Origin of the sequence: Oecophyllibacter saccharovorans (genome assembly GCF_006542375.1) — a bacterium.
GTDB classification, from domain to species: Bacteria; Pseudomonadota; Alphaproteobacteria; order Acetobacterales; family Acetobacteraceae; genus Oecophyllibacter; species Oecophyllibacter saccharovorans.
This window is the reverse complement of sequence record NZ_CP038143.1, coordinates 960,355-979,555: the sequence shown is the minus strand read 5'-3', so window position 1 is coordinate 979,555 and position 19,201 is coordinate 960,355. Positions and strand designations below refer to the sequence as shown.

Genomic DNA, 19,201 nt, shown 5'->3' with positions numbered 1-19,201 from the left:
CTTCGGGAACATGGCCTTTTTTTCGGTTTCCTTGGAGCCGCTTTATGCGGCTCCGGAACCGACCAATCAGTGCGACTTGAACGGATGAGAGTGCTTCTGGGCGTACTGATCGTCCAGGAAGGTGATCTGGGACGATTTGTGCGCACCGCTCTTGTCGAACAGGCCGCCACCCAGCACGCTCATGGCGCTCTGGGCACCGCCCTGACCGTGCTGCGGGTTCAGGCCGACCATGTTGCCGGCAGAGCTGCCGAAATCCTTCAGCACGTTGTGCTGAGCCTTGGAGCTATCGAGGAACTTCAGCAGATCCTGGGCCGCGTTCTTCTGCGCGCCCGGAACCGTCACGCCCTTGGCGCCATGCACGGTGTCCGCCTGCATCGCCCCGGCAACGCTAGCCTGCTGGCCATGCTGGTGTTCATTCCAGGCATTGAGCACCGCATGCGAGGAAGCGGCCTGCGGCAGAATGGACTGACCGTTATGATGGGCGCCATGCAGGGTATCAAATCGGGCCAGCTGCTGGCTCTGACGGGCAGCAGCCTGCTGGGCCAGATAGTTGGCGATCTGCCCGTGTGCCCCAAAGAGGCTGGCCTGGCCGGCGCCCGTGACGGAACCGGGACCGCTGATGAAGCTCAGATCCGTATGGGAAGCCACGCCCTGCGTCAGATGCAGATCTCCACCGGCGGAAATGGTGTCGCTCAGGGCGCCGCTGACGCTGGCAGGATGCAGACCGCTGGCCTGCAGGTGGGTGTCGCGGAACAGGGAAGCATAAGGATGCTGGCCGGAGACGGCCGTGTTCTCAGGCAGGCTGCTCGGCGTCAGACCGCCCCAGGCAGGCTGCTGATCAGCACCACCAACGGAAGCGTTCGCCACAGGCGCATCGGCGCGCATGCTGACGATAGCCTCGTGAAACTGGCTTCCCAGCGTATTGGTACGCTGGCTTGCAACATTCAGGGCAAATGGCTGACTCGATGCCCCTACAACTGTGATAAACGGCATGGGCCCTCACACGTAACAGACTGAAAAAAACTTTCTTCCCCTCACCACAGCATGAAACGCGCTCGCAGATTGCAGGGTTTTATGGATCTATAAGAGAACATTAATATTTAGTCAATCCGCTGCCGGGACCAAAAAGCAGGAAATACGCCAGGGAATTCAGGCATATCTCGCCCATTCCAAATAAAACTGGAGCACAGCCAAGCGCGAATCACCCGAGATTCACCAGAGCGCTGGCAGAAAAAGCGAAACCTAATCCTTTATGTGGGATCGATTCCCGATTCTTTCCGTGCTGTTTCAGCTTGAAGAGCGTGTCTTCTTTTTCAGGGTTTTCCGCCTTTTCCACTCTCTCACCGATCCCAAGAAGCAGATAAGTGAGACGCGGAATCGCTACAGGAAATAATTCAGTACTGCTTCCTCAAGATCTAAAACAATATTTACTGAATTCCTGAAGTCACAGATCATTTACCCTGCCCCAGCAAAGCCGACACCTGTTCCAGGTCACGCAGCCACATCTCTGCATTGCCATCAGAAGGGGCCCGCCAGTCACCCCGTGGAGAAAGGGCGCCGCCTGCAAGGATTTTCGGACCGTTCGGCATGGCGGAACGCTTGAACTGACTGGTGGCGAAATAGCGCCTCATGAAAACACGCATCCAACGGATGATTTCTTCAAGTGTATAGCTGGCCCTGTCGGCTTCCGGATAGCCAGGCGGATAGGGTGACTGTGAGCCGGCCCCCCAGGCTTTCTCCTGCATGAAAGCGATTCGCCAGGGTGAAAACCCGTGTCTGAGCACCTGGTAAAGCGTGAAGTCCTGAAGGAGATAGGGACCGATATGCGCCTGAGTGCTCTGCTGGCCCTGCCCTGTATCGGGAACGAGTTCCGGCGTGATCTCCGCCTGGACGATTCGGTCCAGGATCTCACGGCAGTCCGCAGGCCAGATCCCATCCTGATCTCCCCCCGCCTGCGCACACCAGCGCACCAGCTGCTGGACCATGGTTTTCGGTAGACCGGCATTAACGTTGTAATGCGCCATCTGGTCTCCCACCCCGTAAGTGCACCAGCCCAGCGCCAGTTCGGACAGATCGCCTGTCCCGATCACCAGACCGCCATGCTGGTTGGCCAGGCGGAACAGGAAATCAGTCCGCAATCCTGCCTGCACGTTCTCGAACGTCACATCCCACACCCCGTCAGGGGCCTTCTGAACGGCCGGGGCGTGATATTCAGCAGTTCTGCCAGCCTCTTCCCCCTCACCCAGCCAGGCGGCAGAGGGATGGTCGATCGCCTGCAGCATTGAGCGCGCGGTCGGACGGATATCCAGCGTTCCGCCTGAAACGCCAAGACTTTCCATCAGCTTTTCTGCAAGGGACCGGCTTTCAGTCCCGGTTGCAAAACCTGGCATCGATCGGGCCAGAATCCGTGAGGCCGGCCAGCCCAGCCGCTGTGCTGCCTTCACAGCCACCAGCAGAGCCAGCGCACTGTCCAGCCCGCCCGAGACCCCGAGCACCATGCACCTGGCGCCGGAAGCCTGCAGGCGGCGGCAGAGGCCCTGCACCTGGATATCCAGGATCTCTTCGCATTCCCGGGCAAGAGCCGCGCTCCCCTCTGCCGACGCCAGTGCCGGCGCCTCCAGCCCGCCTGCTGCGGGTGGAAGGAAGGGGAAGCGTGGCACCAGCCGTTTCAGCCCCAGATCGCCTGCAGGAGGCTGCAGGGTGAAAGACACGGTTCTGAAAGGACGCCGAGGGCTGAAATGACCGTTGCGCAACCGCTCCTGGCGCAGAAGAGTCAGGTCTATATCGGCCACCACTTTTTCTGCCTCTTGCGGAAACCGTTTGCCTGCTGCGAGCAGGCGTCCGGCCTCGTGGATGGTCGTCTGGCCGTCCCAGCTCAGATCGGTGGTTGATTCGCCCGCACCCGAAGCTGCATAGACATAGGCGCACAAGGCCCGCATTGACTGCGCGCGACACAGGAGATCGCGTTCTTCGGATCGTCCGACCGTGACCGGCGAGGCTGAAAGATTGGCCAGTACTGTTGCACCTGCCATGGCCAGGTCGCTGCCGGGGGAGGCAGGCGCCCACAGATCTTCACAGATCTCCACGCCAAACGTGAAATCTGGCACGTCCTCAGCCTGAAAGAGCAGATCTGTTCCAAACGGGAGGGGCTGGCTGGCTGGCTGGCCCTTTTTCAGGGTGAGGAATCCTGCTGCACCTTCACCACCGCTTTGGGCGCCGCTGGTGAAATAACGCGGTTCATAGAATTCCCGGTAGCGCGGCAGGACGGTCTTGGGCACGATTCCCAGAATCCGGCCCCGTTGCAGAACGGCAGCACAGTTATAAAGCTGATCCCCCTTACGCAGAGGCAGCCCGATGACAGCCACGGTCATGAGATCACGCGTGGCTTCCGCCAGCCATTGCAGCGCTTCCTCCACATTGTCGAGAAGCAGTTCCTGGAAATGCAGGTCCTCAAGCGTATAGCCGCTCAATCCGAGTTCCGGAAAGACCGCCAGACCGACAGCTTCCCGGTCGCACTGACGAAGCTGTTCGGCAATGGCGCGAGCGTTTGCCTGCGGATCCGCCAGGGTGACGGGCAGCGTGCACGCGGCCACGCGCATGAAGCCCTGCCGGTACAGATTGCGGAAGTCATCCAGGCTGCGGGCTTCTCGCGCACCGGCCTCCATGATCACTGGGGTCACTGATGGCACAGAGGGAAGAGGTGACGACGGTGCTGGCTGAGTCATGGGTATTTTCCGTTACCTGATCCCTTACCGGGCCTCTTCGGCGCAGAACGCACGTCTTTTTTCTTCTGCCTGTTTTTCAACAGTCCCAGCACACACCAACAGCTGAACAGGCTCACCAGGGCTGTGTAAATACCGGAGATTGTGGTGAGCGACAGCGGCAGGCCGAAGGGATAATCCGGCAGGTCACAAGGCTTCGTCGGACGGGGCGGCAGGGCTTTCATCCAGTCCTGGAAGTCACCTTTCGGTTCCACGAGCATGTGGCATTCCGGTGCCGGGCTGGCCCAATAACCGAGCTCAACGCCGATATGCAGCAGCGACAGGCCCAGACTGATCACCAGACAGGCCAGGCCGAGAAGAATGAGCCAATAGCCCCACCGCCTGGGAATGACGAGAATCAACGCCCCCAGAACGACCAGCACGCGCCAGGGTCGCCGCTCCCACAGGCAGAGCTCGCACGGCACGAGATGCATGAAATTCTGCAGGCCCCAGGCCGCCAGCAGGGCGACGATGGCAGCAAGCAGAAAGACCGCTCCGATGCCCCTGATCGTCCTGAAAAGTCTGAACATTCCGCCACAGCCTTCCCACGTCCGTTTCAGCATTTCACTTCTCCGGCCCAGTATCTGTCCTGTATCTGTATTGGGCAAAGTCCTGTCCTTTGCCAGTTTCAGTCTTAAAGATTTCAGGCCTCTCAGTTCGGTCCTGAAAGGGGCGGGGCCAAGCGCAACGGCGCATGCGAATGGGCCGGACCAGAGGCAGGCGCAGGCATGTCGCTGCTGTCCCCCCTAGTGGTGGAAGAGGCAAAGGGCTGGGGTGGGGGCAGAGGGGCGGCCTGGCTCTCAGAGGGCACAGCAGGTGCTCCCTGGTCGGTCGGCAGCAGCGACAGGGCGCGACGATGGGGCCCCTGCGGTTGCGGAGGAGCCGTCATAGCGGCGCTGCCGGCAGCAGGGTTGTTGGAATCGGAATGAGGCTTGGGCGGCACATAGGCCGCATCCGGATCACGCATCCGACTACCGTTCTCTCCACCCGTATTTCCTGCGCCTGCGGCGGTCGTCGCTTCCCTGTGATGAACAGCCGCCGGGGGAGTGGCTGCAGCGCCACTCTCCTGCGGCGAAGGATTTTCCCCGCTTTTCTGGGTTTCCGACTGGCCGGAGCTCTCCCCTCCCGAAGGGTTGGAAGCAGAAGCTTCAGCCGCACCGGTGTTAGCTGCACCGCCTTCTCCACTCTGAGAAGGTGTGCTTTCACCCGCTGGCCCATCAGGGGTCTTAGTGGCATTAGAATCAGTTGTGCCTGATGGTCCTGACGTGTTCGTTGGGGCGGCCGGGCCAGTCTGACCCTGGTTCTTTGCACTTTCAGCCGCCTGAGCAGCCATCGCAGCGCTTATTGAGCCTGGGGACGGCGCTGTTTCCGCGCCCTCACAGCGGACCGCCTCCACTGAATAAAGTGGGTTGGCGTAAACGGATGCTGAAGGAAGACCAGACAGAAGCCAGCCATCAAAGGGCGAGGTCACAGGCGCGACCGCAGGCCTGGTGGCTGGGGAGGCGGCAGGCTGCACAGCGCCATTGCTGGGCACGACGTCGTTTCCCCCCGTCCCGAGCGTTTCTGCATCAGCCGCCTGGGAGCCGGCAGGCTGCCCGGTTGGCTGCGACGCATCGTTACGCGCCTCAACCGGCTCACCCGTTCCATCCTGCAGACGCACATGCACCGCAACGCCCGGCGGCAGGGTGGGAGGGCGTTCAAGACAGGCCGAAACGGACAGGTCAAGCGTGCGGTAATGGCCGGTCGTGCCGACAGGGATGACGAGCTCTTCCGTATGGGAATCCAAGCGGTCCAGCACCCGCACGACCGCTGTGGCCCGGCCTGACCAGGTATCAGGCGGGTAAACCTGCGGAAGGGGCAGGTTGGTCGCTGCCTGAACAAGGCCTGCACCGCTCAGCCCGGCCAGGGTGCCAACCAGTGTGAAGGCTGTGAAAGAAGATTTCCTGGTCATTTCATCCCTTTTTCGAATCTTCTTTCACAGCTGTTTCAGTGCCGGCTTCCCGGTCAGCCTTCCAATCGGTGGGCACCTGGTCGTCGACAAAGCGCCGGAGCAAGGTTTCCAACCGCTTCCGCATCATTTCCGGTGCCACTTCCATGACCAGGGCGTCTTCCCAGACATCTGACAGAACCTGGAGAAACTCCGCTTCATTTTCAGTCAGGACGCGCAGTTTCTCTGCACACTCCAGCGCCTGCCCCTCCCGGTCAAGCCAGGGAGGAAGCGAGGAAGCCACGCCTTCCGGAAGACCTGCTTCGCGGCTCATCGTCCCGAGCCGGAGTCCGGAGCGGCTGAGGCTGCAGGAGAAGCATGGGAGGAGGAGGTTTTCTGCTGCAGTGAATCAGTAACGGAAAAGATGAACTTGCTGAGCAGCTGCTCCAGGCTGATGGAGCCCTGTGTCTCGCTGATCACCCCCCCTGGCTTGAGCATGACTGTGTCACCCCCTGGTGACAGGGCGATATACTTGCCCCCCAGCAGGGAGGCTGACGTGATAATGGCACCGCTATCGACAGGCAACTGCACATCAGGAGCGACGGTAAAGGCGACTTCGGCCTGATAATTATGGGGGTCAATGCTTGTCGTGAGCACATGGCCTACCGGCACGCCTGCCAGCTGCACTTCGGAGCCGACATCCAGCCCGTCAATATGGCTGAAGGTCGCATGCAGCACGTAGCCGGCACTCCCCTTCTGCTGGTGCCCCGCCAACGCCAGGCCCATCAGAATGACCAGCGCCAGTGTGACGACCAGCCCCACGCCAAGTTCCACCCGTGTCTGCAGGAGCTGCCGTGCCTGAAAGGGGCTGTCGGCAACCATGCGTTCTGCAATTCCGTTCCCGCCCGTCATGAAACTCCTTTCCTGTCACGCAACCCTGAAGCCTGAGCAGCCCTGGCGCACTTGATAAGTACTTTACTTAAAGCACTTAAAGCGTCTCTACCCCACACGGCCCCCGCCGTCCAATCGCCCGGCCGGATTGCCCAGAGGCCCGGATTGCTCAGAGGCTGAGACTATTGAGCAGACTTATCCCCCTTATCCCCATGTTCCGCGTTTTTAAGTGCATGAATCACCCGCCCAGACACCCCCATGCTTCTTTTCGCCTGCGCTCATGAAGCCTAGAATCGGCAATATGAAAGCGCATCTACACTGGAGCGGCGTTCGGATGCGAACGCTTCACATCAGCCCGGATCCGGACAGTCCCGATCCGCGCGATGAAATCGTCCGCACCGTCATTCTGCCTGCTTCCTGGGAGGATGCGGCGGCACAGGCACTCGCCTGCCTGACGCCGACAGACGGCGGACCGGTCCGCCTGTCGAGTGAAGCGGCACGCTGGGTTGATGCGATCGAGATGACCCCGCGCCTTCCCGGTACGCCCAAAGAAGCCCCGCCTGTCGGACGCAGCCTCTCCTGCCTGTTGCTGATGCGCCAGATGGCGCCGAACGCCGCGCTGTGGCAGCGCCGTCCTGACGAACAGCCAGGTTTCGTTCTTCGCCTGGCAGGCTTCGTCCAGGAAGGCAGTTTTGCCACTGAGCAATTTATTGCCAGTCTGCGCCTGGCCTGTGAAAGCCTGCGCCGACTTCAGGCCAGCGGGCATGACGCCCGCAGCGGAGCGCTGCCGCTTTTTGAAAGTTTATCGCCCGCAGACGAAGAAAAGCCTGTCGCAGGGATTGTGAGCCTGACTGACCTTGATGCCTGCCTGGCAGCGCTGGGGCTTGATTACGACAGCCCGGCAGGGCGTGAATTCGCCAGCGCGGTCGCCGCCCTGGCCCGCCAGGTGGCAGGACTGGGCACGCAGAAGATCCAGCCGGCTTTCCCCAGCCCTTCCTTTCCCGATCTTGAACAGGTGGCACGCACGCTTGAAGCCCATGGGACCGAAGCGCTGGCAGGCCAACAGGACCCCACCACCCCGGCCCCATTCCCATTGGCACCGGTTGAAACGGGATTCACTGTTCCGACACCGACCGAAGCGCTGCTGGGCGTGGAATCATGCGGGCTGGCGCCCATTTTCTCTCCCGTTGATGATGAAGGCCATCTCCGCCCCTCAACCCTGGCACGCCTGGCGCATCTCGGTCTTACACCTGAGACCGCCCTTGCAAGAGCCCTGGAAGGCACTCTGCCTTTCACCCGATCTCCCTCAGGTGCACAAGCCAGGATGCAGTCAGCGCTCGCACCTTTCTGTGACTGCCTGCCCCCCATGCCCGAACCCGAGCTGGAAGAGGTGCGGACACGCCTTGAGCGCGGCGTGCGCCGCCCGCTTCCCGCGCGCCAGAAGGGGTTCAGCCAGCGCGTCTCGGTCGGCGGTCATCCGCTGGTCATGCAGACCAGCCAGTTCAGCGACGGCACCTTGGCAGCGCTTTCACTGACACCCACGCGTGAAAGCCCGATGATCCGCGGTCTTATGGAATGTCTCAGCCAGGCGGTCAGCATCGGGCTGCAGTTCGGCGCCCCGCTGGAAACCTTTGTGGCGCAGTTTGCCCATACCCGTTTCGGTCCCTGCGGAACGGTGGAAGGCGATCCTGCCGTGGCCTACGCCTCCTCTATGCTCGATTACGCCTTCCGTACCCTCTCGGCTGCCTATCTCGATCAGGCTCTTCCCGATGCGGCGCCTGAAGAACGCAATGCGACCCGTGATCCCCAGCTCCCTTTCGAGGAGAATACAAACGCCCCGCAGCAGACACAGCCGGACCGTGGCAGTCCTGCCGGCCCTGCCCGTAAAAACCGGCGCAAGGGCTCTAAGGGCGGGTCTTTAAGACTTGTAAGCTGAAGGCGCGGCTGTTGCGGGCTGAAAGCGCTGTCGTGTCCTGATGCGATGGCTGCATTGCGGGGGGTGTTTGTTGACACTGCAGGACGGCAATGGCTAGCTACCTCAGAAATTGGGGCGACGGGATGGCAGACCTACCGGCATCAGGCACAAATATGCATGCAGAGGTTTCCCGGACCCGCAGGGAAACAGGCGCAGGCCTGTCAGCCCGTCGCACCGCAACGCAGAGGAGTCGGGAGCCACCTGCCATGACTCAGCCTGAAAGCAGCGAAACCCGTGCCTTTGACGCACGTCTGACCGAGGCACAGAAACGGCTGCTTCCCGGTGATGCAAAGGCGCTGGAGAAAGCGGCGGCGAACAAGACTCCCACCGCTTTCGGCATGGCAATGCGGGTGGCAAGCGACATGATTGCAGGCGTCATTCTGGGGGCTGCAATCGGGGTATGGCTGGACCGTGAGACAGGGCACAAGCCCCTTTTCACGCTCCTGTTCGCCCTGCTGGGCTTTGGTGCCGGCATGAGAAATGTCTGGCGGGTTGTCAACACGCCGGTATCAGAGACTGACTCTGCTGCCGACGCTGAGAAGAACGGGAGTGGAAAGCGTGGCAAAGATTGACGCGCTCGGACAGTTTGAGCTGCATCCGGTCCTGGGAGCGGTGGGGGAGAAACTGCATCTCTCGCAATCGCCGGTCTACATGGTGATCGCGTGCGGGCTGGTTCTGGCCTTTCTGTATCTGGGCATGCGGACCAAAGCCGTCGTGCCGGGGAGGCTGCAATCCGCAGCGGAGATAGCCTACGAATTCGTGAGGGAACTTGCGATCAGTACGATCGGCGAAAAGGGAACGGCTTTCTTTCCGTTCATCTTCGCCCTCTTCTTCTTCATTCTGGCCGGTAACTATCTTGGCCTTCTGCCTTACTCCTTCACCTTCACCAGCCACATCGTCGTGACGTTGGCGCTGGCGATGGTCGTTTTCATCATGGCCATTTTCGTGGCGATCTATAACCAGGGATTTGGCTTCTTTAAGCATTTCATGCCCGCAGGTGCGCCTGTCGCGCTCGCCCCCCTGCTCGTACCGGTCGAGATCCTCTCCTATCTCTCGCGGCCCATCAGCCTTTCCATCCGTTTGTTTGCAAACATGGTGGCAGGCCACGTGCTGCTCGAGGTATTCGCGAGCTTCACGATCATGCTGGCTGGCCTGGGGACCATCGGGTATGTTCTAGGCGCGGCTCCGGTGGTGATCAACATCGCCCTGATGGGTCTCGAACTCGTGGTGGGGGGCCTGCAGGCCTATGTCTTTGCAATCCTCACTTGCATGTATCTGCAAGAGGCTTGTGAGACGACTCACTGATCTCTTGACTGACGTCTTGGTATCCGCCGGTCTCCTGACTGGCCTGACTTGAAGGAATTTTACCATGGATCTTCAATCTGCTCGCGAAATTGGTGCCGGTCTTGCTGCCATCGGTGTGGCAGGCGCAGGCGTGGGTATCGGCAGCGTCTTCGCCGCCCTTGTCAGCACCATCGGCCGCAACCCCGCTTCACGCTCCCATGTTTTCGGGCTGGGCATGCTTGGCTTCGCCCTGGCGGAAGCCACGGGCCTGTTCGCCCTGCTGATGGCCTTCATGATCCTGTTCGGCTGAGGAGCGGAACGATGCGCCGCCTTACGCCCCGCACTGTCCTGTCCGTCGCTGCTGCCGTGGCCTTGCCGGGGCAGGCGATGGCGGAAGGCATGCCCCAGCTCCAGTTCAGCAATCCCCTTGTTCTGGGACAGGTTGTCTGGGGTGCGGTCATTTTCATCATCTTCTATCTCATTCTGAGCCGTTCGGCCCTGCCGCGCATGGAAGACCTCCTGCGCAACCGGCGTGAGCGTATCCAGAATGACCTCAACCTGGCCCATAATGCGAAAGATGCCGCCGCCGCGGCCCATGAGGATCTGGTCAAGGCACGCGAAGAGGCTGCGGCTCACGCGCGTGCCCATGTGCAGGCCATTCGGGACACCGCCCGAGAGGACGCACGCCAGAAAGCAGAGGCAACGCAGGCGCGCCTGGCTGAAAACCTGCGCCAGGCGGAAGAGCGGATCGGCCGGAGCCACCGCGAAGCTCTCACACACCTGACGGAGATCGCCACCAATGCCGCGTCTGCCATGACCGATCGTCTGATCGGCCATCATGACCACCATGCGCTTCGGGAGGCGGTAGAGCGCGCCAGCCGCTGAGCAGGCCGCCCTGAAGGGACTGAACCATGACACTCTTTCAAGAACCGCGCTTCTGGGTCACGCTATCTTTCGTGCTCTTTTTTGTGATCTTCGGACCGAAGATCTGGCGCGTGCTCGTCAAGGCGCTCGATGCGCGCGCTGACGGCATCCGAGCTAATCTCGATGAAGCCACCCGCCTGCGCCGTGAAGCTGAACAGATGCTCGAGGATGCCACCCGGGAGCGTGAACAGGCCAAGATCGACGCCCAGAAGACCATTGCCGCTTCCGAAGCTGAAGCCGAGGCCCTGAAGGAAAACGCCGCACGCGAAGCCGAAGAGATGACCAGGCTGCATGAAAAGCTTGCCCAGGAGCGCATTGAGGCGGCGGAACAGGCAGCCCTGCGTGAAATCCGTGAACAGGCCATGGATGTGGCCCTTCAGGCCTCGCGTGAAGTCGTGACCCGCAAACTCGCTGATGACGAGCAGCTGGCCGATCTGCTGATCGAGCAGAGCCTGAAGGCCTTGCCGCGCGCCCTGCGCGAAGAAGCAGCCTGAAGGTTCTTTCCCTGAAAGCTCCGTCATTGATGCGGCCTGAAACGGTCGCCCCGGACAGGTGGACGACCGTGTCTTCTGCGCCGCTGCCCGAGCTGGCTGTCGTGATCACGGTTCTCAATGAAGAGCGGAACATTCTGCCTGTCTGCCGGGAACTGGCACAGATATTGCCATCACTGCCGCCTGTGGAAGTCATTATTGTTGATGACGGCAGCACGGATGCAACGATGGCGCGGCTTCTTGAAGCGCGCCAGGCCTTTCTCCCCCGGCTGCGGCTCTTCGCCCATCCCCGCAGGCTCGGCAAATCCGCTGCCTTGCGAACAGCCATCACCCATGCACGTGCGCCCTGGATCGCCACCATGGACGGGGACGGCCAGGACGATCCCGCCACCTTCACCGCCATGCTGCATCACGCCCGCGACCGCGCCCGAAAGGGCGAGCGCCCGCTCATCGTGGGGGTGCGGCGCAAACGGCGTGACAGTTTTTCCCGGCGGCTTGCAACGCGGCTGGCCAACGGGTTGCGCCGCCGCCTGCTGAAGGATGGTTGCCCTGACACAGGGGCACCGCTCAAGCTGTTTCCGCGCCAGCTTTTTCTGGCCTTGCCGCAGTTCGAAGGCCTGCACCGCTTCCTGCCGGCCCTGATGACGTCTTACGGCGCACGCCTGCACTGCCTGGAAACACGGCACCGGCCGCGTCTGCATGGGCAGTCCAAATACACCAATCTCAACCGCGCGCTGGTGGGCATCGCCGATCTTCTGGGCGTACTGTGGCTGCAGCGCCGGACCCGCCTGCCGAACGGACTGCCTGAAGACGTCAGGGAAATCTGACCGGAAAAAACAATCTGAGCGGTGCCCCTGTGTCAGGGTCGGCCGTTCCCGCAGCAGCCGCCCACGACTGACCAGATATCTCCATGCCCCTTTCTTTTCCCCGTCGCCTTCCGGGCAGAGCCTATCTTCTGCTCGGCCTCCTGACTTTCCTGCTCGCTCTTGCAGGACGGATGACGCTTCCCCCTCTCGACCGGGACGAGCCGCGTTATATGGAAGCGACTGAACAGATGGTTCTGAGCGGCAATTACCTGGACATCCGCTTTCAGGAGCAGCCCCGCTATCTCCAACCGGCTGGCATCTACTGGCTGGAAGCCCTGCCAGTCCTGGCAGCAAAGGCGGCTTTCGGTCCACAGGCCCTGAAATGGAGCTGGGTCTACCGGCTTCCGAGCCTTCTTGCCGCCAGTCTTGCCATCCCCCTCACCGCCTGGATCGGCTGTGCAGCCTTCAGCGCTGAATGCGGCCTTCTCGCAGCCTTTTTCCTGTTGGCCTCCACGCTGTTTGCAGCCGAGTGCCGCATGGCCACCATCGACACGACGCTGCTGTTTGTCATTCTCTGTCTCGAAGCCCTGCTGCTTTCCGCCTGGCAGGCCCTCAACCGCCAGTCCCCCGTTCCCCTCAGAACAGCCCTTCTCTATTGGGGGGCACTGGGTTGCGGGCTGATGCTCAAAGGCCCCATCGTGCTTCTGCCCGCCCTGGGAACACCGTTGCTGCTCGGGCTGACTGATCGGCGTTTCACCCTCTGGCGCGCTTTGCGGCCCGGATGGGGCTGGCTCGTGAGCCTGGCGGTCGTGGCACCCTGGTGCCTGTGCATGGCCCTGACCAGCCATGGTGCCTTTTTCCGTATCGCTCTCGGCCACAATCTTCTGGGAAAAATTGCCCACGCCCAGGAAACCCATGGATTTCCACCTGGCTATTACCTGCTCCTGTTCGTATTGAGCTTCTGGCCCGGGGCCTGGTTCACGGCCCGTGCGCTGCCGCAGATCTGGGCGCACCGGCACACGCCTGCCGTCCGTTTTCTGCTCTGCTGGATCCTGCCGGTCTGGATCACCTTTGAATGCCTGGCAACCAAACTGCCCCATTATGTCCTGCCGGCCTTTCCAGCCCTCGCCATTCTGACAGCCGCTTCCCTGACCGTCTGGCCGCCTGTGCGCCTGCCTCGCTGGGGAAAAGCGCTGTTGTCGGTCTACGGCCTGTTATGGATGCTGACCGGCCTGCTTCTCTGCAGTGCAGGCCTGCTGTTGCTGGCCCATCTTCATCCCCCGGGCCCACGGCTTCCCACCCCACCGGATTTTCCTGCTGCTGTTGTGCTGGCCTTTATAGGAGCGCTGCTGCCCCTGCTGGCGAGCGGGCTGCTTATTCTCAAGGGTCACCTGCGCCAGGCCGCCTGCTGCGCCATCGGCTGCGCCTTCATTGCCCAGACGGGAATTTTCCTGGCAGTCATTCCCCGTCTCGCCCCCCTCCATCTTTCCCAGCGCGCAGCGGATCTTTTTGCAGCCAACCGGCCCTGCGCTGACAGTGTGCTCCTCAGCGCGACCGATCATGAACCAAGCCTCGTTTTCCTCACCGGCCCTGCGACCCGGTTGCTCACTCCCAAGGCGGCAGCCCAGGCCCTGAAGACAGGCTTCCGCTGCGATCTCGCCCTGGTCGACCGGAAGGATGAGGCGCGCTTCCGCCAGTCCCTGAATGCGCTGGGCGGAGAAATGCTGGAAAGAGGACGGGTTTCAGGGCTGAACTATTCCAACGGCCACTGGCTTGATCTCGGCCTGTTCTCCGCCCGTTTTCCGGCAGGCTTTGCACCCGGTTTCAAACCAGGGAAAGCGGACTGAACAACCGCATCCAGGCAAGCTTGGGCCAAGTCACGCAGTTGTGTGACACGCCTGCCACGTTTCTGCCTCTTTCAGAACCTTTCGGGGCTGCAACTCACTTAACACCCCTGGCTTCACATGGTTAAACTCACTGCCACTTCTCAACAAGTGCGGCAGTTCAGCCTGCCCGTGCTCCTTCCAGAAGAACACGAGCCATGCGTCTTTTTTCCCTTCTGGCCCTGAGCCGGGCTTTTTTCTGTCTCCTGCTGGTTTCGGCTCTGTACGGCACAAATGCCCAGGCCCAGACCCCACCGCTCCAGCCAGCCCCCCAGATCGCTGCCCTTCCAGCCCTGAAACCCGTCATCGCCTGCGAAGCGCTGAAAGGACGGAAACTTGAAGGCTTCAATTGGCCTTTCACGGTGCAGTCCGCTCAGAAAATCGTGGATGCCAGAGGCAATCCGTTCTGTAAGGTCACCGCAACCCTGGCGCCTTCCAGCGGCGTGCAGGTGGTCCTCCCTCTCAAGCACTGGACTCAGCGCCTGCTGCAGCTCGGTTGTGACGGGTTCTGCGGCAGCATCAATCTCAGCGTGCCCAATGCCACAGGCTGCATGCCCGCCACCAATGGGGAGCTGGCCCTGGCAGCGACTGACATGGGCCACCGCGCCGGTCTTCTGGATACGAGCTGGGCACGTGATCCGCAGAAACGGCTGGATTTCGCTTACCGGGCCCAGCACCTGACCGCCCTGTTCAGCCGGGCGCTGGTAAACGCGTTTTACGGTGTGGCCCCGCATTACGCCTATTTCATCGGCTGTTCGGAAGGTGGACGCGAGGCCCTGATGGAAGCCCAGCGCTATCCCAAGGACTTCAATGGCATCGTCGTCGGCGCACCTGCTTCTTTCCTGACATTCCAGAACTCTTTCTTTCACGGTTGGAACGCGATGATGAACCGTCGTCCCGACGGCACAGCCATCCTGTTGCGCGCCAAGCTTCCCCTGCTGCACCGCATCGTGATGAGCCACTGCCTGAGCGGCTCCAACCTGGCAAATGACGTTCTGGAAAACCCCTATAGCTGCCAGTTCTCCAAATACTGGGCCACGCCCTGCCCTGCCCGTGCGACTGACACCGCAAACTGCCTCACACGCGAGGAGATCAAAGCGGCAGATGCCCTTTATGACGGGGCCCATGAAGACAGTCAGCAATTCGTTCTCGGCGGCATGATTGCAGGCTCTGAACTTCACTGGCCTCTGCCGCTCTCACCGCATGGTCGGTCCTGGTCCTACGCCATCGCCCTCAACAGCCTGCAGGACCTGTTGCTCCCGGGAACGGGACGCAGCATTTCAACCCTGGAGGAATTCCCCTTCAACCGCGCTGATTTCGACCTCGTCGCCCGATCAGCGCCTCTGTACAATGCAACCAATACGAACCTGCACCAGTTCGTGGCTAATGGCGGCAAATTGCTGATGTGGCACGGCCTGGCCGATGCTTCCATCAGTCCCGGCATTTCGATCGCTTATTATCACGGTGTCGAGAAGGAATTCGGCGCCCGTCGCGTGCCTTCCTTCCTGCGTCTCTTTCTCTTTCCAGGTGTCGGTCATTGCGGCACAGGCGGCAGCTACAATCAGGCCAACCTGCTGACCCCCATCATGGAATGGACTGAAAAAGGCATTGCGCCGGAAATGATTTCGGCGGGCAATACCGGCGTCCTGCAACCGGCTTTCTGGGGATTTCAGCATGAAAATTCCGCACCCCAAGGCCCGGAAGTGCTGAAATTCCTTCCTGTTCTGGCAGCGCGGCCGGTTTACCCATACCCCTATCTGACCGTTTATAAGGGGCAGAGCGATCCGCGTGACGGCCGATCCTTCTACCCGGTCTATTCCGACAGCCTGCAATCAGTGCGCTTCGACAGGCCGGCAATAGATTATATCGGGCCGGACAACCAGAAAAACTATACGGTCTCCGGTGATCAACTGGTGCCCATGCCCAACTGATTTCAGAAAGGCCTGCCGCGGCTTCCGGCGCGGCAGGTTGCAGGAAAGCGGAAGAGGTTATTTGTTGCCCCGCTGCCGGGCGACAAAATCATTCAGATGAGCCAAGGTTTCATCATACTGGCCATTGCGTTCCGCAAAACGGAGCGGCTCGACATTCTTGACCAGAATTTCCCGCGAGGTCGGAGTCTTGGCCAGCAGGGTCATGACTTCATCAATGAAGTCTTTCAGGGGCATATATCCCTCCAGCTTCTCCTGGCCCGGCGTCAACCCGGTCTGGACGGCGGGGGGTGCGAGTTCGAGGACCTCGACCTTGCCCTTCAGCGCTTCCCGCAGGGAATCAGTATAGGAATGAATGGCGGCTTTGGTGGCGTTGTAGGTCGGCGTGCTCACCAGCGGGACAAAAGCCAGTCCGCTCGTGACATTGATGATCACGGCGTCCGGTTGGTGTTCCAGATGTTCGACCAGCGCATTTGTCAGGCGGATCGGGCCCAGAAGATTGGTCTCGACCGTTTCCTCCGCATCATGAAGATCACGTTTTTTGCTGAGATCCTCAAAACGCATGATCCCGGCATTGTTGATGAGCACGTTGAGCTTGGGATAAGCCTGCACCAGCTCATGGGCGAATTTGTCAATGGCTTGCGGGTTGGACGCATCCAGCACCATGAAATGCATGTTGGGATGGCCGGCACAGGTTTTCTGCAGCGCTGCTTCACGTCGCCCGGCAATGATCACCTTATTGCCCAGAGCGGCAAAACGCTGTGCCAGCGCTGCACCGATTCCTGAGCCACCCCCGGTAATCAGAATCGTGTTGCCCGTCATTTTCATCTGTTTTCTCCTGCATTGCCCTGGCAGCCTGTTGGAAAGACCCCGCCACTGCCTGAAAGGATGACTGACAGGCAGTGTGGCATGCAAAGGCAATTACGCAAGGGCTGCGACGGAAACCCGTTGGAAATCCGGTTCAGAAAACGTAGAAAACCGCAGCTTCAGGGGTAAGCGCCGCTGAAGTGTTATGGCCGACAACCGGGATGTCACACCCGGCAATCGCGCCCCAGGAGCCGCTCCAGTTATATTCAATCGCAGGGGCCACGCGGAAGGCGCCGGACCAAGGGGTCTTGTGGGAATGAACATGCCCGGTCGGCAACCCCAGGCTGCGCAGCCGCGCCATGTCACCTGTAAACCGTCCGCCATACTGCGTGCCGGCCGACCACGTATGATACAGGTCAAGCGCCAGAAGCCAGCCACGCGTCAAGCCACCTTCCCACGAGACCCCTTCATTGCCGAAGGCGCCGGGATGGCCTGTGCCACGAAATCCTTTCCAGCTGCCACCATTGAAGGGATTGCTCATCCCGTTATAGACCGAGGCATTGCGGATGCTGGTGGAAGTGAAAGGCTCACGCTCCATCGCCCAGCCACGGATGCGCTGCTGATGGTTGAAAAACGGAAAAACCAGCTGCGTTTCCACCCCGAAACGCGCGATCCAGGCGCCTGTTCCCACCCCTTCCTGAGCATTGTGCAGGTTGGAATAACGTCCCACCGGGGCATTGGCACCGATCGAGATCGTCAGGGACGGAGAATAATTGGGCCCGATCCTGTATTTCACCTCCATAGGAAAATCGTTGATCTGCAGCCCGGATGAATGATGGGTACCGTTCCCCCAGGTATAGGTGTAGGAAGGCAGAACGTAGAGGGTGACGTGATTTGTCACGGAGTACTCAGTCAGCGTGAACTGCTGGAAACCGTTGGGCCCGTCACCTTTCTTGTTGGTATAATGCCCGCGCGGGTCGAACTCGCCATGAGGCGCCATTCCTCCCACATAAGGTTCAACCCCCCACAGCCCTGCCTCGGGCAAGGCCGGAGACGGCGACGCCAGAGAACCGGTATACCATTGCTCCGGTACAACTGCCGGAGATTTGCTCACCTTGGAGGGAGCTGTCGGTTTGACCGGATGGCCTGGAAGGGGTGCTGAAACATACACCCCCTGCCTGTGGGAAGCCGCCGCCTGCGCGCGCTGCTGAACGGCATGCTCCTTCTCCCAGGTGGCCGGATCACGCCAATCCGCAATGGGCACTGCCGGAGCGGCGTGCAGAACATGCCCGCCTGGCACAACCCCCACGCCTGCCATGCTGATCATTCCGGCCATCATCTGCTTCACACCCATGTTCTTCACCCACTTTGTTTTCACAGAGCAGGGGGAATACGCCAGAACCGCCTGAGCGGAACGGATGAAGGAAGCTTTTCGAAAGCGAAACGTCTCAAGAGGCATGAACGGATCTCAACAACGAGTCAGAATAGGAAAAAGGCGGAATTTCACTTTATCGAAGCGTTTCTACCTGTCAAAGCGTTACGCCATCAAAAGAACATTTTCCTGAAGCCTCAAAGACGCACCGTTGCTTTTACACAACGTGCTGTCATCCTGCCTTTTCTCTTTCCTGTAGCCTCACCATTACCAGCTGGTTTCTTTCAGTTCAGAGAGCAAAAAAGATGGGAGCGACCGGCTGATGCCAATCGCTCCCATTTTCTTCAATCAAACCTTCAAGCAACACCAGCCGGCTTTGCCAAGGCCGTTCCTTCACAGAACAGATCTGGCACAGAACAGACCTGGCTTTCTCTGCCGGTATTAGCCGATTTTACTTACCGGTAAACAGGTCCTTGGTCGCGTGCCAGCCTTCCTTGGCAGTTTCCTTGGTCCAGTGACCGGCATCGTGAGCTGCGTTCTTGGTCGCATGCCAACCGTTCTTAGCGGTCTCCTTGGTCCAATGACCGGCATCGTGGGCGGCGTCCTTGGTGCCATGCCAACCATTCTTGGCCGTCTCCTTGGTCCAGTGACCGGCATCGTGGGCGGCGTCCTTGGTGCCATGCCAGCCATCTTTGGCCGTCTCTTTGGTCCAATGGCCCGCATCATGCGCGGCGTCTTTGGTGTCGTGCCAACCGTTCTTGGCGGTTTCCTTGGTCCAATGGCCGGCGTCATGGGCCGCATCTTTGGTCGCATGCCAACCGTCCTTGGCAGCGCCCTTAGTCTGCTGCCAGCTGTTGCGGGTAGCCTGGCACAGGTCAGTGGTGCAGGGCTTCTCATCTGCCCAGGCCAGCCCGGTTGCGCCCATCACACCACTCATCAGGGCGACGCCCAGAAAACGTCCGTAAACCGTGTTTTTCATGATTGTTTCTCCGTTTTTATCTCTGAGCGCGGCAATTGCGCATTTCGCCTTGCAGCCGCCTGCAGCCCCTTCCCGCAAGGCTTCTTCTGGCCCCTGATGAACGACCTCAGGAGGCAGGGTGAAGAACGGCCTTGAGAGAAACCGTTCTCACTTCAATATCATGATGTTATGAA

19 protein-coding genes are annotated in these 19,201 nt (G+C 60.5%); 10 read left to right on the top strand and 9 right to left on the bottom strand.

What is annotated here, in order from left to right; translation table 11 throughout:
- Positions 1-66: 66 nt before the first annotated feature.
- The 6 genes from E3E11_RS04255 to mlaD all read right to left on the bottom strand — a co-directional run bounded on the left by E3E11_RS04255 (position 67) and on the right by mlaD (position 6,600).
- Positions 67-993, bottom strand: coding sequence for a hypothetical protein (locus E3E11_RS04255; protein ID WP_141451319.1), 927 nt, complete (start codon positions 991-993; stop codon positions 67-69).
- 458 nt (positions 994-1,451) lie between these two features.
- On the bottom strand, positions 1,452-3,665 hold the full coding sequence (locus tag E3E11_RS04250; RefSeq protein WP_407938689.1) for an NAD(+) synthase: 2,214 nt from the start codon (positions 3,663-3,665) through the stop codon (positions 1,452-1,454).
- Positions 3,666-3,721: 56 nt separating this feature from the next.
- Positions 3,722-4,291 (bottom strand): disulfide bond formation protein B, encoded by a 570-nt coding sequence (locus E3E11_RS04245; protein ID WP_141451318.1) that lies wholly within the window; start codon positions 4,289-4,291, stop codon positions 3,722-3,724.
- Positions 4,292-4,413: 122 nt separating this feature from the next.
- Entirely contained in the window at positions 4,414-5,712 is a 1,299-nt protein-coding gene (locus E3E11_RS04240) for a DUF2155 domain-containing protein (RefSeq protein WP_141451317.1), read from the bottom strand.
- Between the two features lies 1 nt (position 5,713).
- Positions 5,714-6,022: a hypothetical protein gene (locus tag E3E11_RS08485; RefSeq protein ID WP_194149573.1), complete on the bottom strand. Its 309-nt coding sequence runs from the start codon at positions 6,020-6,022 to the stop codon at positions 5,714-5,716.
- The gene (mlaD, locus tag E3E11_RS04230; RefSeq protein WP_407938668.1) at positions 6,019-6,600 is read right to left on the bottom strand and encodes an outer membrane lipid asymmetry maintenance protein MlaD; all 582 of its coding nucleotides are present in this window, start codon (positions 6,598-6,600) and stop codon (positions 6,019-6,021) included. Before mlaD ends, E3E11_RS08485 begins: the two co-directional genes overlap by 4 nt.
- Positions 6,601-6,913: 313 nt before the next feature.
- Between mlaD and E3E11_RS04225 the strand changes: the two genes are divergently transcribed.
- From E3E11_RS04225 to E3E11_RS04185, 9 genes are all read left to right on the top strand, one after another.
- Complete coding sequence (locus E3E11_RS04225) at positions 6,914-8,515, top strand: TSCPD domain-containing protein (RefSeq protein WP_231118807.1); 1,602 nt, start codon at positions 6,914-6,916, stop codon at positions 8,513-8,515.
- Between the two features lie 245 nt (positions 8,516-8,760).
- Complete coding sequence (locus E3E11_RS04220; RefSeq protein WP_168189194.1) at positions 8,761-9,126, top strand: AtpZ/AtpI family protein; 366 nt, start codon at positions 8,761-8,763, stop codon at positions 9,124-9,126.
- Positions 9,104-9,859 carry a F0F1 ATP synthase subunit A gene (locus E3E11_RS04215; RefSeq protein WP_141451315.1) on the top strand — a complete coding sequence of 252 codons (756 nt, stop codon included), beginning with the start codon at positions 9,104-9,106 and terminating at the stop codon, positions 9,857-9,859. Before E3E11_RS04220 ends, E3E11_RS04215 begins: the two co-directional genes overlap by 23 nt.
- A 64-nt stretch (positions 9,860-9,923) precedes the next feature.
- Positions 9,924-10,148, top strand: coding sequence for a F0F1 ATP synthase subunit C (locus E3E11_RS04210; RefSeq protein ID WP_141451314.1), 225 nt, complete (start codon positions 9,924-9,926; stop codon positions 10,146-10,148).
- A gap of 11 nt (positions 10,149-10,159) precedes the next feature.
- Positions 10,160-10,723 (top strand): F0F1 ATP synthase subunit B family protein, encoded by a 564-nt coding sequence (locus E3E11_RS04205; protein WP_141451313.1) that lies wholly within the window; start codon positions 10,160-10,162, stop codon positions 10,721-10,723.
- A 26-nt stretch (positions 10,724-10,749) separates the two neighbouring features.
- A complete protein-coding gene (locus tag E3E11_RS04200) occupies positions 10,750-11,256 on the top strand; it encodes a F0F1 ATP synthase subunit B family protein (RefSeq protein WP_141451312.1) in 507 nt (168 codons plus the stop codon).
- A 68-nt stretch (positions 11,257-11,324) separates the two neighbouring features.
- Positions 11,325-12,080: a glycosyltransferase family 2 protein gene (locus E3E11_RS04195; protein WP_231119003.1), complete on the top strand. Its 756-nt coding sequence runs from the start codon at positions 11,325-11,327 to the stop codon at positions 12,078-12,080.
- Between the two features lie 83 nt (positions 12,081-12,163).
- Positions 12,164-13,906: an ArnT family glycosyltransferase gene (locus tag E3E11_RS04190; protein WP_141451310.1), complete on the top strand. Its 1,743-nt coding sequence runs from the start codon at positions 12,164-12,166 to the stop codon at positions 13,904-13,906.
- 194 nt (positions 13,907-14,100) lie between these two features.
- On the top strand, positions 14,101-15,873 hold the full coding sequence (locus tag E3E11_RS04185) for a tannase/feruloyl esterase family alpha/beta hydrolase (RefSeq protein ID WP_141451309.1): 1,773 nt from the start codon (positions 14,101-14,103) through the stop codon (positions 15,871-15,873).
- 57 nt (positions 15,874-15,930) lie between these two features.
- Here the strand turns inward: E3E11_RS04185 and E3E11_RS04180 are convergent, their stop codons facing one another.
- Positions 15,931-16,698, bottom strand: a complete 768-nt coding sequence (locus tag E3E11_RS04180) for an SDR family oxidoreductase (protein ID WP_141451308.1) — start codon at positions 16,696-16,698, stop codon at positions 15,931-15,933.
- Positions 16,699-16,831: 133 nt separating this feature from the next.
- The gene (locus tag E3E11_RS04175) at positions 16,832-18,004 is read right to left on the bottom strand and encodes a hypothetical protein (protein WP_141451307.1); all 1,173 of its coding nucleotides are present in this window, start codon (positions 18,002-18,004) and stop codon (positions 16,832-16,834) included.
- On the opposite strand from E3E11_RS04175, the gene E3E11_RS04170 reads away from it, so the two are divergent.
- Positions 17,963-18,514 carry a hypothetical protein gene (locus E3E11_RS04170; RefSeq protein WP_141451306.1) on the top strand — a complete coding sequence of 184 codons (552 nt, stop codon included), beginning with the start codon at positions 17,963-17,965 and terminating at the stop codon, positions 18,512-18,514. The genes E3E11_RS04175 and E3E11_RS04170 overlap by 42 nt on opposite strands.
- On the opposite strand, the gene E3E11_RS04165 is transcribed toward E3E11_RS04170, so the two are convergent.
- Positions 18,501-19,028 carry a hypothetical protein gene (locus E3E11_RS04165; RefSeq protein ID WP_141451305.1) on the bottom strand — a complete coding sequence of 176 codons (528 nt, stop codon included), beginning with the start codon at positions 19,026-19,028 and terminating at the stop codon, positions 18,501-18,503. The two genes, E3E11_RS04170 and E3E11_RS04165, sit on opposite strands and share 14 nt — an antisense overlap.
- Between the last annotated feature and the right edge of the window lie 173 nt (positions 19,029-19,201).

What these genes read in the sequence shown, in the direction of transcription:
- mlaD (WP_407938668.1), bottom strand. Translation starts at nt 6,600, where the DNA reads ATGACGGGCGGGAACGGAATTGCAGAACGCATGGTTGCCGACAGCCCC.
- E3E11_RS04245 (WP_141451318.1), bottom strand. Translation starts at nt 4,291, where the DNA reads ATGTTCAGACTTTTCAGGACGATCAGGGGCATCGGAGCGGTCTTTCTG.
- E3E11_RS04170 (WP_141451306.1), top strand. Translation starts at nt 17,963, where the DNA reads ATGCCCGCCTGGCACAACCCCCACGCCTGCCATGCTGATCATTCCGGC.
- E3E11_RS04185 (WP_141451309.1), top strand. Translation starts at nt 14,101, where the DNA reads ATGCGTCTTTTTTCCCTTCTGGCCCTGAGCCGGGCTTTTTTCTGTCTC.
- E3E11_RS04165 (WP_141451305.1), bottom strand. Translation starts at nt 19,028, where the DNA reads ATGAAAAACACGGTTTACGGACGTTTTCTGGGCGTCGCCCTGATGAGT.
- E3E11_RS04175 (WP_141451307.1), bottom strand. Translation starts at nt 18,004, where the DNA reads ATGATCAGCATGGCAGGCGTGGGGGTTGTGCCAGGCGGGCATGTTCTG.
- E3E11_RS04190 (WP_141451310.1), top strand. Translation starts at nt 12,164, where the DNA reads ATGCCCCTTTCTTTTCCCCGTCGCCTTCCGGGCAGAGCCTATCTTCTG.
- E3E11_RS04225 (WP_231118807.1), top strand. Translation starts at nt 6,914, where the DNA reads ATGCGAACGCTTCACATCAGCCCGGATCCGGACAGTCCCGATCCGCGC.
- E3E11_RS04250 (WP_407938689.1), bottom strand. Translation starts at nt 3,665, where the DNA reads ATGGAGGCCGGTGCGCGAGAAGCCCGCAGCCTGGATGACTTCCGCAAT.
- E3E11_RS04180 (WP_141451308.1), bottom strand. Translation starts at nt 16,698, where the DNA reads ATGAAAATGACGGGCAACACGATTCTGATTACCGGGGGTGGCTCAGGA.
- E3E11_RS04255 (WP_141451319.1), bottom strand. Translation starts at nt 993, where the DNA reads ATGCCGTTTATCACAGTTGTAGGGGCATCGAGTCAGCCATTTGCCCTG.
- E3E11_RS04210 (WP_141451314.1), top strand. Translation starts at nt 9,924, where the DNA reads ATGGATCTTCAATCTGCTCGCGAAATTGGTGCCGGTCTTGCTGCCATC.
- E3E11_RS04205 (WP_141451313.1), top strand. Translation starts at nt 10,160, where the DNA reads ATGCGCCGCCTTACGCCCCGCACTGTCCTGTCCGTCGCTGCTGCCGTG.
- E3E11_RS08485 (WP_194149573.1), bottom strand. Translation starts at nt 6,022, where the DNA reads ATGAGCCGCGAAGCAGGTCTTCCGGAAGGCGTGGCTTCCTCGCTTCCT.
- E3E11_RS04240 (WP_141451317.1), bottom strand. Translation starts at nt 5,712, where the DNA reads ATGACCAGGAAATCTTCTTTCACAGCCTTCACACTGGTTGGCACCCTG.
- E3E11_RS04220 (WP_168189194.1), top strand. Translation starts at nt 8,761, where the DNA reads ATGACTCAGCCTGAAAGCAGCGAAACCCGTGCCTTTGACGCACGTCTG.
- E3E11_RS04200 (WP_141451312.1), top strand. Translation starts at nt 10,750, where the DNA reads ATGACACTCTTTCAAGAACCGCGCTTCTGGGTCACGCTATCTTTCGTG.